Raw genomic sequence first — 16,010 nt, 5'->3', positions numbered from 1 at the left:
GCTCAATACCGGTAGGTGTCGGCTTTATAGGGGCCGTCCACCGACACACCGATGTAGGCCGCCTGTTCTGCCGTCAGGGTGCTGAGCATGGCCCCCACCTTCATCAGGTGCAGGCGCGCCACTTTCTCGTCCAGATGCTTGGGCAGCACATAGACCTGACCGGACTTGTAGGCTTTGGGCTTGGTGAACAGCTCGATCTGCGCCAGCGTCTGGTTGGCAAAGCTGGAGCTCATCACAAAACTCGGGTGGCCGGTGCCGCAGCCCAGGTTCACCAGGCGGCCCTTGGCCAGCAAAATGATGCGCTTGGATGGTTTCTTGCCTTTGGCCGGGAAGATCACATGGTCCACCTGCGGTTTGATCTCTTCCCACTTGCATTTGGCCAAGGAGGCCACGTCGATCTCGTTGTCAAAGTGGCCAATGTTGCAGACGATGGCCTGGTCTTTCATGGCCGCCATGTGCTCGTACGCGATCACATTCTTGTTGCCGGTGGCCGTCACAAAGATGTCGCACTTGTCAGCGGCGTATTCCATGGTCACAACCTTGTAGCCTTCCATGGCGGCTTGCAAGGCGTTGATCGGGTCGATCTCGGTCACCCACACCTGGGCGCTGAGGGCGCGCAAGGCCTGGGCGCTGCCCTTGCCCACATCGCCGTAGCCCGCCACGCAGGCCACCTTGCCGGCCACCATCACGTCGGTGGCGCGCTTGATGGCGTCCACCAGACTCTCGCGGCAGCCGTACAGGTTATCGAACTTGCTTTTGGTCACCGAGTCGTTGACATTGATGGCGCGCATCATCAGCGTGCCTTTGCTGCTCATCTCGTTCAGGCGATGCACGCCGGTGGTGGTTTCTTCGGTCACACCGATGATATTTTTCAGGCGGCGGCTGTACCAAGTGGGGTCCACCGCAAGTTTGGCCTTGATGGCAGCGTACAGGCACACTTCTTCTTCGCTGCCCGGGTTGTCAAGCAGACTGGCGTCTTTTTCGGCGCGGCTGCCCAGGTGCATCAGCAGCGTGGCGTCGCCACCGTCGTCCAGGATCATGTTCGGACCTTCAGCAGCGCTGCCTTTCTTGCCACCAAATTCAAAGATACGGTGCGTGTAGTCCCAGTAGTCGGTGAGCGATTCACCCTTGTAGGCGAATACCGGCGTACCCTGCGCCACCAAGGCGGCAGCGGCATGGTCTTGCGTCGAGAAGATGTTGCACGAGGCCCAGCGCACCTGCGCGCCCAGCGCTTGCAAGGTTTCGACCAGCACGGCGGTCTGGATCGTCATGTGCAGGCTGCCCGTGATGCGTGCGCCTTTGAGCGGCTGGTCCTTGGCAAATTCACTGCGGATGGCCATTAGGCCTGGCATTTCGGTCTCGGCAATGTTGAGTTCTTTGCGCCCCCAATCCGCCAGACTGAGGTCGGCGATGTGGTAATCGGTAAAATTTTCGGGTTTGGATGCTGCGCCCATGTTCACTCCAGTGGTTAAGTTTGAATCAACACTGTGTGGCGGCGGCTGAAAAAAGAGGCTCACCGCACACAATCAGTGGGTGAGCGCCGTTGAAAGTCGCCCAAGCAGGGCGCTTGGGCGGGCTCCGAGCCTCACGCGACACCTGACCTTATCGGGTCAGGATGCGGGTTGCAACGCTCCTCGGAAGCCGCGGATTATAGGCGAGAGCCCTCATCCATGCAGACTCCCGCGCCCGTGCGTACCGGGTTTCGATGACACCCGTGTTGCCGCTGTGCTGATTTTGTAACTATTCAGTAACTATTTGCCGTGTTCGCTGCAATCATGGGTGCAAAATACGCCATCTTTGCGTCGCATCGCCCACCTTCCAAAGGAATGCCCTTGAATACCAAGCACCTGCCCACTGAATCCGGCGCACTGATTGATGCCCATTTGCTGCACACCATCGGCGTGGACCCAGCCCAGGCCTCTCATAGTGACCTGATGCTGGCCGTCTCTCAAATGGCACGTACCCAACTCTCGGAGCGATGGGTTGAAACCCAGGCCGTGGAACGCCAGAACAAGGCGCGCCGGGTGGTGTATCTGTCGATGGAATTCCTGATGGGGCGCACCCTGTCCAACGCGCTGGGCGCGCTGGAGCTGACCGAAGAGGCGGCGCGCGGCGTCAAGCAACACGCCCAGCAGCTCGAAGACATTGCCGACCACGAACCTGATGCGGCTTTGGGCAACGGCGGCCTGGGTCGGCTGGCGGCCTGTTTTCTGGATTCGATGGCCACATTGGGGCTGCCCTCGTGGGGCTACGGGATCCGCTATGAGTACGGCATGTTTGCCCAGCACATTGCGGGTGGCTCACAACAGGAATACCCCGACCCGTGGCTGCTCGACGGCACACCGTGGGAGTTTCCGCGTGCCGACATCACCTACCCGGTCCGGTTCGGCGGCTGGGTCGAACATGTGGATGGCCAGGCGTTCTGGCGCAATTCAGGTGAAGTGGCGGCCAAGGCCTACGACATGGTGGTGCCTGGCCATGGGACCCAAAAAGTCAGCACGCTGCGGCTGTGGAAAGCAGTGGCACCTGCCCATTTCGACCTGGGAGCGTTCAACACGGGCGACTATCACCGTGCCGCCAGTGCCAAAAACGAGTTTGAGAACATTTCGTGGGTGTTGTACCCCAACGACAGCACGCCCGCCGGACGCGAACTGCGACTCAAGCAGGAGTATTTCTTTGTTGCGGCGTCGATGCAGGATTTGATCAAGCGTCATCTGGATGAACACCCCAGCCTGGTCAATCTGGCGGAACATGTGGCCATTCACCTCAACGACACCCACCCTGCGATTGGTGTGGCCGAGTTGATGCGCATTTTGTGCGACGAGCACGACATGCCCTGGGCCGACGCCTGGAAGCTGTGCTGTGCCACTTTCTCCTACACCAACCACACGCTCATGCCGGAGGCTCTGGAAACCTGGCCGGTGAGCCTGATGCAGCATGTGTTGCCACGTCACCTGGAAATCATCTTTCGCATCAACAAGGAATTTCTGGAGTTTGCTGCAGCCAAGCGCCCGGGTGATGACCAGTTCCTGGCACGCCTGTCACTGATCGGCGAGCAGGGCGAGCGCAGGGTGCGCATGGCCCATCTTTCCATTGTGGGCAGCCACAAGGTCAACGGCGTCTCGGCGCTGCACTCTGACTTGTTGGTAGAAACCATCTTTGCCGACTTTGCCGCCCTGTGGCCTGAGCGCTTCACCAACATGACCAACGGAGTCACTCCCAGGCGCTGGCTGGCGCAAGCCAACCCGGGATTGGCCGGCTTGCTGGACCAGACCTTGGGCAAAGGCTGGCGGCTCGATCTGGATCAGTTGCAGCAGCTGAAGGCCAAAAAGGCTGACGCCACGTTCCAGCAATCCTTCATGGCGGTCAAACGTGCCAACAAGGTGCGCCTGGCCAAATTGATCGAACACACCACCGGTATCGTCGTCAGCCCCGACAGCCTGTTTGACGTGCAGGTCAAACGCATCCATGAATACAAGCGCCAGTTACTCAATGTGTTGCACGTGGTGTGGCGCTATCAGGCCATCCTAGCGGAACCGCACGCGCATTGGGTGCCTCGCACCGTGATCTTCGCCGGCAAGGCGGCGTCAAGCTATGTCTCAGCCAAGTCGATCATCCATCTGATCCACGACGTGGGCAACATCATCAATCGCGACCCCCGTATCGGCGACAAGCTCAAAGTGGTGTTCATCCCCAACTATGGGGTCTCGGTTGCCGAGGTGATCATGCCTGGCGCTGACTTGTCCGAGCAGATCTCGACCGCCGGAACCGAGGCTTCCGGCACTGGCAACATGAAACTGGCACTCAATGGTGCGCTGACCATCGGCACCGACGACGGTGCCAATATCGAAATCCGCCAGAACGTGGGTGACGACAACATCTTTATCTTCGGGCTCAAGACGCCCGAGGTCAAAGCCTTGCGCCACAGTGGTTACCAGCCGATGCGCTATTACGAGAAGCTTCCCGCCCTTAAATCCGTGCTCGATGCAATCGCTGGTGGCGGCTTTTCGCCGGATGAACCGGGACGCTATCGCCCGCTGGTCGACTCCCTGCTTTGGGGTGGCGACCACTATATGCTGTTGGCCGACTTTGAGGCTTATATCGGTGCACAAGCCAAGGTTGATGCGCTATACCGCAAGCCGGCGCAGTGGTGCGAACATGCCATTGCCAACGTGGCGGGCATGGGTGTGTTTTCGTCAGACCGCACCATCGGTGAGTACGCCAGGCAGATCTGGCATGTCGCGCCCGTCAGCCGCCGCTGAGGGCGCACGTTTTGCATAAATTACAACCCCTTAGGTCGGTCATGCTGCATGCTTCTGAAATTGAATCCATTTGCCAGGCCAGCCATGGCGACCCGTTTGCAAGCCTGGGGCCTCATCAAGTGGCCCCAGGGCAACAGTCCATCCGCTGCTTTTTGCCGGGTGCCAGCCTGGTCGAAGTTCTGTCGGCCGACGCCACGGTACTGGGTGAACTGACACGCATCCATTCCGACGGGTTTTACGAAGGCGTGGTCGACCTGGCTGCTGGGGCCGCCTATCAGTTTCGGGTGCGCTGGCAAAGCGGCCAGCAAGACACGCTGGATGATCCCTACCGGTTCCCGCTGGTACTGGGTCAAATGGACGTCTGGCTACTGGGTGAGGGCACCCACTTGCGCCCATTCGAGGTGCTGGGCGCACAAATCAGCACCATGCTGGGCGTTGTCGGCACCCGCTTTGCCGTGTGGGCACCCAACGCCTCCCGAGTCAGTGTGGTAGGTGACTTCAACCTGTGGGACGGACGGCGCCATCCGATGCGGCTACGCCGCGAGTGCGGTGTCTGGGAGCTTTTTTTGCCAGGGGTACACCAGGGTGCACGCTATAAATTTGAATTGCGCAGCCGCCACGGACAGGTGCTGCCGCAACACGCCGACCCCTATGCCCTTCAGTCAGAGTTACGCCCGGCCACGGCCAGTGTGGTCGGCGCCCTGCCACCGCTGCAGGCCTCTTCAACACAACGCCAGCAGGCCAATGCGCTGACGGCACCGGTCAGCATTTACGAGGTGCACCTGGGCTCGTGGCGCCGTGTCGCCGCGGACGGCAACCGGTGGCTCAACTGGGATGAGTTGGCCGACACCTTGATCCCGTATGTGCAGGAGATGGGCTTTACCCACATCGAGCTGATGCCGGTCAGCGAGCACCCGTTTGACGGCTCCTGGGGCTACCAGCCCATCGGCCTGTACGCGCCCACCTCCCGCTTTGGTGACCCGGCGGGTTTTGGCCGGCTGGTGCAGCGCTGTCACGCTGCGGGCATCGGATTGATTCTGGATTGGGTGCCAGCCCACTTTCCCACCGATGCCCACGGGCTTGCCAATTTTGATGGCACAAAGCTCTACGAGTATGCCGACCCCCGCGAGGGTTTCCACAACGACTGGAACACGCTCATCTACAACCTCGGTCGCACCGAAGTCCGCAACTTTCTGGTCGGCAACGCACTGTACTGGCTTGAACGTTTTGGCGTGGATGGCTTGCGTGTGGATGCCGTGGCCTCCATGCTCTACAAAGACTACAGCCGCAAGGCGGGGGAGTGGATCCCGAATGCCTATGGCGGCCGCGAGAACCTTGAAGCCATTGCCTTTCTGAAGCGCATGAATGAAGTGGTGGGGGTGGAACGCGAATCGGCCATCACGCTGGCCGAAGAGTCCACCGCTTACCCGGCGGTCTCGCGACCGACCTTTGCCGGCGGCTTGGGTTTTCACTACAAGTGGAACATGGGCTGGATGCACGACACCCTGACCTATATGGCCCGTGACCCGATTTACCGGCAACACCATCAAGGGGAGCTGACCTTCAGCATGGTGTATGCCTTCAATGAAAACTTTGTCTTGCCGATCTCGCACGATGAAGTGGTTCACGGCAAAGGTTCACTGCTCAACAAAATGCCAGGGGATCGCTGGCAAAAACTGGCCAATCTGCGGGTGTTTCTGGGCTACATGTTTGGCCATCCGGGCAAAAAACTGCTGTTCATGGGTTGCGAATTTGCCCAGGAGCGTGAATGGAACCATGACCAGAGCCTCGACTGGCATCTGCTGGAGCAACCGGCGCACGCCGGCGTGCAGCGTCTGGTGCGCGACCTCAATCGCGTCTACCGCGCCACACCGGCCCTGTACAGCCAGGACTTTGTGCCTGCCGGTTTTGAGTGGATCGAACACAACGACACCCAGCGTTCAACCCTGAGTTTTGTGCGGCGTGGTAGCGACGGGAGCTTCATCCTGATCGTGTGTAACTTTACCCCCAGCGTCTGGAACGACTACCGTCTGGGTGTGCCGCAACCGGGCCGCTACCGGGAGCTGCTCAACACCGACTCTGATTGTTACGGCGGCAGTCATGTGCGCGCCATCGACGGCCAGGTCGCTGCCACCGATCTGCCCTGGAACGGGCGCAGCCACTCGATCAGCATCACCCTGCCACCGCTGGCCAGCGTCTTCATCGAATGGACGAACTGAGCGCTGCCGCATTACAAACGGGCTGCCCGTGGCCGCTCGGTGCCCACTTTGACGGTCATGGCACCAACTTTGCCGTGTTCTCGGCCCATGCGCAGGCCGTTGACCTGTGCGTGTTTGACGGCAGTGCCAACCATGAACTGGCACGCCTGCGGCTGCCCGGCCGCACCGGGGACATCTGGCATGGTTATTTGCCCAGCGCGAAACCCGGCACGGTTTATGGCTTGCGGGTCCATGGCCCGTGGCGACCGGATCGTGGCCACCGTTTTGACGCATCCAAACTGCTGCTTGACCCCTATGCGCGCGACATTGTGGGCGAGTTCATTTGGCGGGCTGAGCACTTTGCACCCGACCGGCAGCACCCGCGTCACCTGGAAACACACGACAATGCCCGTCTGGCACTCAAGGCACGGGTGGTGCACGACCAGTTCGACTGGGATCGCGACCACGCTCCATCCATCCCGCTGGCAGCGTCGGTCATCTACGAGTGCCACGTCAAGGGCTTCTCCAAGCGTAACCCGCTGGTCCCAACTGAACTGCGTGGCACCTTCGCCGGTCTGGGGCACAGCGCATCCATCAGTCACCTGAAGGCACTTGGCGTCACCGCCGTGAACCTGTTGCCGGTGCATTACAGCCTGAGCGAGGAGCGCCTGGTTGGCATGGGCCTGAGCAATTACTGGGGCTACAACACCATCGGTTTTTTTTGTGTCAACCCCCGACTGTGCAGCGGCACTGACGGTTTGTCGCCGCGCGACGAGTTCCGCACCATGGTGCGCGACCTGCACGCAGCGGACATCGAGGTGATTCTGGATGTGGTCTACAACCACACCGCTGAAGCAGACCAATCAGGTCCTACCATCAGTTTTCGCGGGCTTGACAACGCCAGTTACTACCGACTGACGCCAGGCGACCTCAGTCGTTATGAGAACTACAGCGGTTGCGGCAACACGCTGGACGTGCAACAAGCCCGTGTACTGCAACTGGTGATGGACAGCCTGCGCTATTGGGTCACCGAAATGCATGTGGATGGCTTTCGTTTTGATCTGGCGACCGTGCTCGGCCGCACGGATCAAGGTTTTTCGCAGCAAGCCGCATTTTTTGCTGCGGTGGCGCAAGACCCGGTTTTGTGCCGCGTCAAGATGATTGCGGAACCCTGGGACATCGGCCCGGGAGGTTACCAGGTGGGCCAATTTCCTCGGGGTTGGCTGGAATGGAATGACAAGTTCCGCGACAGCGTGCGGCGCTTCTGGGTGCAAAGTGCTGCCGCGCCCCAGTCTGCCGCACAGGGCGGAACGCGCGGTGACTTTGCCATGCGTCTGTGTGGCTCGTCTGACTTGTACCAGTTCCGCCGGCGCGCGCCTGCTGAATCACTCAACTATGTGATATCCCACGATGGCTTCACGCTGCGCGACCTGCTGAGCTACAACCAGCGCAACAACCTGGCCAATGGCGAAGAAAACCGCGACGGCCAGGGCAATAGCCTCAATTTCAACTGCGGTGCGGAGGGGCCAACCGAGGCTCCCACCGTCAACCGCATGCGAGGCCGCCTGCAACGTGCCCTGCTCACCACGCTGCTGCTCGCGCAAGGTACACCCATGCTGTGTGCAGGTGACGAAATGGGGCACACCCAGGGTGGCAACAACAACCCGTATTGCCAGGATGGCCCGACCACCTGGCTGAATTGGGAAGAACATGATGCCGACCTGCTGGCGTTCACCCAATACCTGATCGCCTTGCGGCACCAGTTGCGCCCCTTCGCCAATCAGTGGTACAGCGGCGTGGCGGATGCCGAAGGCAACTACGATCTGTCGTGGTGGAACGCCGACGGAACGGCCTTGCAGGGCGATGTGTGGCATCAGCCGGTGCATCGCAGCCTGGCGTGCCTGATCGGCAAACCCGGTCGTTCACGTTCGCCGGTTCTGTTGCTGATCAACAGCGGTGCCAGCCCGAAGACCTTTTCTCTGCCGCGCGGACAGTGGCAGGCCTTGCTTGACACCAGCCATCCGCGTGGTCTGGCCGTGTGGCGCGCTGCCGGTTCGACGCCGGTGCCGGTGGTGGCCCACAGCATCGTGCTGCTGCAGCAGGCGACGGTGCGGCAGTTCCAGCGGTAAGACGATCAGGGCAAACGACTGGATTCGCGGGCTAGTTGCGCCATTTTCTGGCTGACCGAAGGGTCAAACCAGTCCCAGCTGAAACGCCAGGTCCAACAACCCATTGAACCAGGTGTATTCATACGATGGCTGCCGTCGAGCCCCAGTGCATCCTGCAACTGGCACAGCGCGATACCGGCCACCGACCGGTTGGTGGCACCCAACATGGCCCAATGCACATCCTGCGCCCCGGTGTTGAGGTATCGTCCCGCAAAATACCGCTCGTGCTCGGTACAACTGGCCCACCAGCCGCGCACCGTGTCGTTGTCGTGCGTGCCGGTATACACCACCGTTCCAGGCTCATAGTTGGGCGGCAGAAACACATGGCCTTCGTCGCCCGAAAAGCCAAACTGGAGGATTTTCATGCCCGGAAATCCGACGCGCAAACGCAGCGCCGTCACTTCCGGCGTGATGATGCCCAGATCCTCGGCAATGATGGGCAGCTCGCCCATGGCACTGGCCAATGCGACAAACAGATCATCACCCGGGCCGGCTTGCCAGCGCCCGTGGATAGCGGTCGGTTCGTCGGCCGGAATTTCCCAGTAGTCGGCAAAACCCCGGAAATGGTCGATTCTGACAATATCAGCCAAACTTAACTGTCGACGCATGCGCTCGATCCACCAGCGATAGCCGTCAGACTTCATCGCGGCCCAGTCGTACAGCGGGTTCCCCCACCGCTGGCCGGTTTCGGAAAAAAAGTCGGGGGGCACGCCAGCCACAACTTTCGGATGACCTGCGTCGTCGAGCAGATACAGGTCAGGCCGTGCCCAACAATCAGCACTGTGATGCGCGACAAAAATGGGCAGATCCCCCACCACCAATACCTGCCTGTCGTGCGCATACGTCCGAATGGCCTGCCACTGAACATCAAACTGCCATTGAACAAAACACCAGAATGCAATTTCGTGCGCGAACTCAGAACGCGCCTGAGCCATTGCCTCAGGCGCCCGCCGGGCCAGCCCGGTTGGCCAGTCCGGCCAGATGGCTCCACTGAAATGGGTGTCCAACGCCATGAACAAGGCGTAGTCATCCAGCCACAACAACTGCGATTGCACCCATGCGTGCAGCGCATTTTTCTCCGTCGCCTTGGCACGTTTGCCAAAACCGGCAAATGCCTCCCGAAGCTTTTGCAAACGCCATGCGCTCACGCTCGGGTAGTCGACCCTGAGCGGATCAAAGCTGGCTTGCAGACTCCTGGCCGTCAACCAGCCGCGCTCGCGCATCGGCTCAAATGCCACCAGCGCAGGATTGCCCGCAAACGCTGAGCTGCCCATATACGGCGAGTAACCTGGTCCCACCGGGCCGAGCGGCAAGGTCTGCCAAAGTGTCTGCCCGGCCGACTGCAGCCAGTCGACAAATCGGTAGGCATCGGGGCCAAAGTCACCCGACCCGTGTGGGCCGGGCAGTGAAGTCGGGTGGAGCACCACCCCGGCTCGACGCTGCAACAACAAAGGATGTGTCATGGGTTAGCAACACCCTCCGAGCCGACGAACCAGTGAAACACTCATAGAAAGCCTTCATTGCCAGGGCAAACCTGACGGTAAAGTTCAACATACCGGGCAGCCGCATTGCCCCAACCCAAAGGCTGTCGCATCGCCCGACTGCGAACGGCACGCCACTCGGCCTTGCGTGCATACAAGGCAAACGCGCGACGTATGGCACGCAACAGGCTCGGGGTCTCAAAATGGTGAAACACAAAACCGTTGGCGGTTTCTCCGGCCAGATCCTCCAGTGTGCAATCGACCACCGTGTCGGCCAGGCCGCCAACATGGTGCACCAAGGGCAGACTGCCATAGCGCAAACCATACATTTGCGTCAGACCGCAGGGCTCAAAACGCGACGGCACCAAGGTCACGTCGGTGGCAGCAAAAATCCGGTGCGCGTACGCCTCGTCGTAACCAATATGCACCGATACTGACTGCGGTCTGGACGCCGCACGCTCCCGGAATGCGGCTTCCAGAGTGGGGTCCCCTGCACCCAGCAACACCAATTGCCCGCCCTCTGCCAGCAATGCGTCCAGCGCTGCCAGCACCAGATGCAAGCCTTTTTGCTCGGTCAGCCGACTGACCACACCAAACAAAGGCGCCTCGGATTGCACCGTCAGCCCGAGTTCCTGCTGCAAAACCGTTTTGCAACGTGCCTTTCCAGCCGGTTTGTCGGCGTCAAATCCATAGGCAATGGCCGGATCGGTGGCCGGATCCCAAACCGTCTCATCGACACCGTTGAGCACGCCCGTGAGATCGTGTGAACGCGCTCGCAGCAGCCCGTCAAGCCCGCAACCTTGCTCCGCGGTTTGTATCTCCCGGGCGTAGGTCGGACTCACCGTTGTGATGTGGTCTGCATAAAACAGACCCGCTTTCATAAACGACAACTGACCATGAAACTCCAGCCCGTCCACTGAAAAGGCTGACGCTGGCAGACCCAGCTCAAAAAAGTGCCGCGGTGCAAACAAGCCCTGGTAGGCCAGGTTGTGCACGGTGTAGACACTGGCCACATACATCTGCTGTGCCGAAGTAAAGGCCATGTACGCACTGGTCAATGCAGCATGCCAGTCATGACTGTGCACCACTTGCGGTTGCCACTGGTGGTCAAGCCCGTTGGCCAGCCGTGCCCCGACCCAGCCCAGCAGCGCAAAACGCCGGTAGTTGTCGGCGTAGGGTTTGCGCTGTGCGTCTTCATAAGGTGTGCCATGGCGCCAATACAGCGCTGGCGCATCGATCACATACGCCATCACACCCACACTGGCCAACAGACCCAGACGCACGGCCACCCGCTCACCCCAAGGGGCGTGCAGTTCGGTCAACAAGCTGCTGTTTTGCAGATCAGCCATGATGGGCGAGAAGCCTGGCAACAAAACACGCGCGTCACAGCCGGCCCGTTGCAACGCAGCGGGCAACGCACCTGCAATGTCGGCCAACCCGCCGGTCTTGAGCAGCGGGAATATCTCAGCGCTGACCTGCAATACTTTCATGAATGTTCCATTTCCTGGCTCAAGTCAATTTTTCCAGCATTTCGCGGGTGATCAGCACCACGCCGGTCTCGGTCCGCTCAAACCGCTGGGCATCCAGCACCGGATCCTCACCTACCACCAGCCCCTCGGGCACCACACAACCCCGATCGACCACCACCCGGGACAAGCGGCAATGCCGGTTGACGGTGACATCGGGCAACAGCACAGCCTCCTCGATGCGACAGAACGAATGTATCCGTACCTCGGAAAACAGCACCGAATGCGCCACGTAAGACCCCGACACGATGCAGCCGCCTGACACCAGCGTGTTCACCGCCACCCCGTTCTGCCCAATGGTGTCGGGCACAAATTTGGCAGGCGGCAACTGGCGCTGATAGGTCCAGATGGGCCATTCGGTGTCATAAATGTCGAGTTCAGGCACGGTGGATGCCAAGTCAAGATTGGCGGACCAGAAAGCATCAATCGTGCCGACATCACGCCAATAGGGCTCAGCATCCGGGATGCGCGACACACACGACAAGCCAAACGGATGGGCCAGCGCCCGCCCCTCGGACACCGCCCGTGGAATGACGTTTTTGCCAAAGTCGTGCTCGGAATCGGGGTTGGCCAAGTCTTCTTCGAGCAGTTGGTACAAATAATCGGCATTGAACACGTAAATGCCCATGCTCGCCAGCGAGACGGCATCGTTGCCCGGCATGGCTGGCGGATTGGCAGGTTTTTCCACAAAGGCGGTGATGTTGCGCTGCTCGTCTATGGCCATGACACCAAAGGCGCTCGCCTCAGCGCGTGGCACCTCGATACAACCCACGGTACAGCCAGCACCATGCACGGCGTGGTCCTTGAGCATGATCGAATAGTCCATTTTGTAAATGTGGTCACCCGCCAGGATCACGATGTACTGCGGGTGACTGGACTGAATGATGTCCATGTTCTGAAAGATGGCGTCGGCCGTGCCGCGGTACCAATGCTCTTCGCCAGCGCGTTGCTGCGCCGGCAGCAGATCCACCATTTCATTGAGTTCGGCGCGCAGGAAACTCCAGCCACGTTGCAGATGTCGCATCAGCGAGTGCGACTTGTACTGTGTCACCACCGCCATGCGCCGGATGCCTGAATTCAGGCAATTCGACAAGGCAAAGTCGATGATGCGGAACTTGCCGCCAAAATAGACGGCCGGTTTGGCACGGGTATCGGTCAGCTGCTTGAGCCGACTACCGCGGCCACCCGCGAGCACCAGCGCCACGGTGTGCCGCACCAGTTGATGGGTGGTTGGTGTTTTTTCGATGACATGCATGACGGTGTTCTCCTCGTTGGCAGTTTGAAATGGATGGGCTCAGGGCTTGCTGTTGTGTCCAACCGCTCAGGTTGCAACGCTTGGGCCGTTCATGCCGGTTCGGCTCGCAATGCCGGCCACTTGCTCTGCAATGCCCGCGAGTTCGGCCAGGGCCGTTTGCACCGGCACATCCTGCAGCATTGGATCAGGCTCATAGCGTTCCAGATAGACACGCAGGGTTGCGCCCTCGGTACCGGTGCCGGAAAGACGAAAGATCACCCGCGCCCCGTCGTTAAAGATCAGTCGCACACCTTGCGCTCTGGACACAGATCCATCGATGGGGTCGTGGTAGGAAAAATCGTCCGCCAGCGTCACGCTGCGCGACCCGAATACCTGCCCCATCAGACCGGGCAAGGCCCCACGCAAATCGGCCATCAACGCGTTGGCGGCCTCCACCGCCACACCCTCGTAATCATGGCGGCTGTAATAGTTGCGGCCATAGGTTTGCCAGTGTTCTCGCACCAGCGATTCCACCGAACGGCCAGTCGCACCTTGCAGGCTGAGCCAGGCCAAAATGGCCCACAGGCCATCTTTCTCGCGCACGTGGCTGGAACCGGTGCCGTAACTTTCTTCGCCACACAGCGTCACTCGCCCGGCATCAAGCAGATTGCCAAAGAACTTCCATCCCGTGGGCGTTTCAAAACACGCAATACCCAAAGCCTGGGCGACGCGGTCAACCGCAGCCGACGTTGGCATCGATCGTGCCACCCCCAGCAAACCCGCCTTGTAGCCCGGAATCAATTTGGCATGGGCCGTCAACAAGGCCAGACTGTCAGACGGCGTGACCACAAAATTGCGCCCCAGCACCATGTTGCGATCGGCATCACCATCCATGGCGGCACCAAAATCTGGCGCATCGGCCGCCATCATGTGGCTGATCAGGTCTTCGGCGTTGACCGGATTCGGGTCGGGATGCAGGCCACCAAAATCTTCCAGTGGGGTGGCGTTGACCACCGTACCGGCCGGCGCCCCAAGCTCGCCCTCCAAAATGGCTTTGGCATAAGGTCCGCCCACGGCGTTCATCGCGTCCACACGCATGGTAAAACCGCGCGCAAACATGCCGCGCAGCAGATCGAAGTCAAACAGCTCACGCATCACGGCGAGGTAGTCCGCCACAGAATCAATCACCTCCACCTGCATGTGCTCAAGTTGCTGAACGCCCAACGCATCAATCGCCAGATCGGCTGCATCGCTAATACGCAGCTGCGTGACAGCCTGTGTTCGGGCATAGACAGCCTCGGTCAGCGTTTCGGTGGCCGGTCCGCCATTGCTGGCGTTGTATTTGATGCCAAAGTCGCCATCGACACCACCCGGGTTGTGGCTGGCCGACAGCACAATGCCGCCGAACGCGTGATGCCGGCGGATTACCGCGCTGACTGCAGGCGTTGACAGAATACCGCCCTGCCCCAACAGCACCCGCTGCACACCATTGGCCGCAGCCATCTTCAGGATGGTCTGCACCGCTTCCCGATTGTGGTATCGGCCATCACCACCCAAAACCAGGGTTTTGCCATGCAGAGCCTCACCCGCTGCATCTGGCGCGTTCAGCACATCAAATAGCGATTGAACAAAGTTCTCCAGATAGTGCCGCTGCCTGAAAACAGTGACTTTTTTTCGCAAGCCGGAGGTGCCTGGACGTTGTCCAGCAAATGTTTGTGTGGGAATGGTTTGTATGGCCATGATGAGGGAGGCGATGAGAGGCTGGAACGAGATTGAATTTAGCACCATTTGGCAAGTCGAAACCGTTATCTCGAGCCATTAAAATACCTACTTACCCCAATATTGACCTAGCTCAATAAGACGCTTTGCGCCGCGTGCAGCCTCCTGTGCATGCACGATGCGATCGCTCCCATTTCCAGACCGAAGACGCCTTTGTGACTTACGCCTTTGAAACCCGCCGCCGCCGCACCTTTGCCATCATCAGTCACCCCGACGCGGGTAAAACCACGTTGACGGAAAAGCTGTTGCTGTTCTCGGGCGCCATCCAGATTGCCGGCAGCGTCAAGGCGCGCAAAGCCACGCGCCACGCCACGAGCGACTGGATGGAGATCGAAAAGCAGCGCGGTATCTCGGTGGCATCGAGCGTCATGCAAATGGTCTATCGCGACCACGTCATCAACCTGCTTGACACCCCCGGTCACAAGGACTTTTCTGAAGACACCTACCGCGTGTTGACCGCCGTCGATTCGGCGCTGATGGTGATCGACGCGGCCAACGGCGTGGAAAGCCAGACCCGACGCCTGATTGAAGTCTGCCGGCAGCGCGACACACCGATCATCACCTTTGTCAACAAGATGGACCGCGAGGTGCGTGACCCGCTCGACATCCTCGACGAGGTCGAGCGCGAACTTGGCATGCCCTGCGTGCCCATGACCTGGCCGGTCGGCCAGGGCAAGAGCTTTGGTGGCATCATCAATTTGCGCAGCCGCACCATGACGGTGTTTGAGTCAGGCAGTGAACGCCGGCCGCAAGATTTTGAGTCGATTCCCATCACGGACACCGAGACACTGACCCAACGCTTTGGTTTCGAGATTGATGCCGCGTTCGAGAGCATGGAGCTCGCCACCGGTGCCTCACCCACCTTCGATGCCAACGCCTTTTTGGCCGGCAAGCAAACCCCGGTGTTTTTTGGTTCAGGCGTGAACAACTTTGGTGTGATGGAAGTGCTCGACGCGCTGATTGACCTGGCCCCTTCGCCCGGCCCACGCACCAGCAGTTTTGTGGTCAACAAGCAGCCGGTGATCAAGCAGGTGCAGCCCGAAGACGACGCCTTCAGTGGCGTGGTGTTCAAGGTGCAGGCCAATATGGATGCCAATCACCGCGACCGCATTGCCTTTGTGCGCATGGCCAGCGGCAAATACAGCCCGGGCATGAAGCTCAAGGTGATGCGCACCGGCAAAGAACTGCGCCCGACCAGCGTGGTAACCTTCATGAGCCAACGCCGTGAAGCCGTGGAAGAGGCCTACGCCGGCGACATTGTGGGCTTTACCACCCACGGCGGGGTGCAATTGGGCGACACCATCACCGACGGCTCGGTGAACCTGCTGTTTACCGGCCTGCCGTTCTTTGCCCCTGAGATGT

9 protein-coding genes and 1 riboswitch are annotated in these 16,010 nt (G+C 60.0%); of the genes, 4 read left to right on the top strand and 5 right to left on the bottom strand.

The window, feature by feature from the left end:
• Positions 1 to 2: 2 nt before the first annotated feature.
• Positions 3 to 1,454, bottom strand: a complete 1,452-nt coding sequence (ahcY, locus tag KBF66_RS06580; protein WP_296654292.1) for an adenosylhomocysteinase — start codon at positions 1,452 to 1,454, stop codon at positions 3 to 5.
• Positions 1,455 to 1,528: 74 nt separating this feature from the next.
• A riboswitch (S-adenosyl-L-homocysteine riboswitch) is annotated at positions 1,529 to 1,642 on the bottom strand.
• A gap of 184 nt (positions 1,643 to 1,826) precedes the next feature.
• Here ahcY and KBF66_RS06575 point away from each other — a divergent pair.
• The 3 genes from KBF66_RS06575 to glgX are packed head-to-tail and all read left to right on the top strand — an operon-like array spanning position 1,827 to position 8,589.
• Positions 1,827 to 4,262 carry a glycogen/starch/alpha-glucan phosphorylase gene (locus KBF66_RS06575; protein WP_296654354.1) on the top strand — a complete coding sequence of 812 codons (2,436 nt, stop codon included), beginning with the start codon at positions 1,827 to 1,829 and terminating at the stop codon, positions 4,260 to 4,262.
• Positions 4,263 to 4,303: 41 nt separating this feature from the next.
• Complete coding sequence (gene glgB / locus KBF66_RS06570) at positions 4,304 to 6,481, top strand: 1,4-alpha-glucan branching protein GlgB (RefSeq protein ID WP_296654289.1); 2,178 nt, start codon at positions 4,304 to 4,306, stop codon at positions 6,479 to 6,481.
• Entirely contained in the window at positions 6,469 to 8,589 is a 2,121-nt protein-coding gene (gene glgX / locus KBF66_RS06565) for a glycogen debranching protein GlgX (RefSeq protein WP_296654288.1), read from the top strand. The genes glgB and glgX overlap by 13 nt, the downstream gene beginning before the upstream one ends.
• A gap of 5 nt (positions 8,590 to 8,594) precedes the next feature.
• On the opposite strand, the gene malQ is transcribed toward glgX, so the two are convergent.
• The 4 genes from malQ to KBF66_RS06545 form a co-directional block, all read right to left on the bottom strand.
• Complete coding sequence (gene malQ / locus KBF66_RS06560) at positions 8,595 to 10,091, bottom strand: 4-alpha-glucanotransferase (RefSeq protein ID WP_296654285.1); 1,497 nt, start codon at positions 10,089 to 10,091, stop codon at positions 8,595 to 8,597.
• A gap of 41 nt (positions 10,092 to 10,132) precedes the next feature.
• The gene (gene glgA / locus KBF66_RS06555) at positions 10,133 to 11,599 is read right to left on the bottom strand and encodes a glycogen synthase GlgA (RefSeq protein WP_296654283.1); all 1,467 of its coding nucleotides are present in this window, start codon (positions 11,597 to 11,599) and stop codon (positions 10,133 to 10,135) included.
• Between the two features lie 19 nt (positions 11,600 to 11,618).
• Positions 11,619 to 12,890, bottom strand: a complete 1,272-nt coding sequence (gene glgC, locus KBF66_RS06550; protein ID WP_296654281.1) for a glucose-1-phosphate adenylyltransferase — start codon at positions 12,888 to 12,890, stop codon at positions 11,619 to 11,621.
• Between the two features lie 66 nt (positions 12,891 to 12,956).
• Entirely contained in the window at positions 12,957 to 14,609 is a 1,653-nt protein-coding gene (locus KBF66_RS06545) for an alpha-D-glucose phosphate-specific phosphoglucomutase (RefSeq protein ID WP_296654279.1), read from the bottom strand.
• A gap of 194 nt (positions 14,610 to 14,803) precedes the next feature.
• On the opposite strand from KBF66_RS06545, the gene KBF66_RS06540 reads away from it, so the two are divergent.
• Positions 14,804 to 16,010, top strand: a 1,207-nt coding sequence (locus tag KBF66_RS06540) for a peptide chain release factor 3 (protein ID WP_296654353.1), incomplete at its 3' end; no start/stop codon positions are given.

The organism is Rhodoferax sp. (genome assembly GCF_018063565.1).
Taxonomy (GTDB): Bacteria; Pseudomonadota; Gammaproteobacteria; order Burkholderiales; family Burkholderiaceae_C; genus Rhodoferax.
This window is presented reverse-complemented; position numbering and strand designations above follow the sequence as displayed.

Bases quoted from the DNA above. Each gene is read 5' to 3' on its own strand.
- ahcY (WP_296654292.1), bottom strand. From the start codon at position 1,454: ATGGGCGCAGCATCCAAACCCGAAAATTTTACCGATTACCACATCGCC.
- KBF66_RS06575 (WP_296654354.1), top strand. From the start codon at position 1,827: ATGCCCTTGAATACCAAGCACCTGCCCACTGAATCCGGCGCACTGATT.
- glgB (WP_296654289.1), top strand. From the start codon at position 4,304: ATGCTGCATGCTTCTGAAATTGAATCCATTTGCCAGGCCAGCCATGGC.
- glgX (WP_296654288.1), top strand. From the start codon at position 6,469: ATGGACGAACTGAGCGCTGCCGCATTACAAACGGGCTGCCCGTGGCCG.
- malQ (WP_296654285.1), bottom strand. From the start codon at position 10,091: ATGACACATCCTTTGTTGTTGCAGCGTCGAGCCGGGGTGGTGCTCCAC.
- glgA (WP_296654283.1), bottom strand. From the start codon at position 11,599: ATGAAAGTATTGCAGGTCAGCGCTGAGATATTCCCGCTGCTCAAGACC.
- glgC (WP_296654281.1), bottom strand. From the start codon at position 12,890: ATGCATGTCATCGAAAAAACACCAACCACCCATCAACTGGTGCGGCAC.
- KBF66_RS06545 (WP_296654279.1), bottom strand. From the start codon at position 14,609: ATGGCCATACAAACCATTCCCACACAAACATTTGCTGGACAACGTCCA.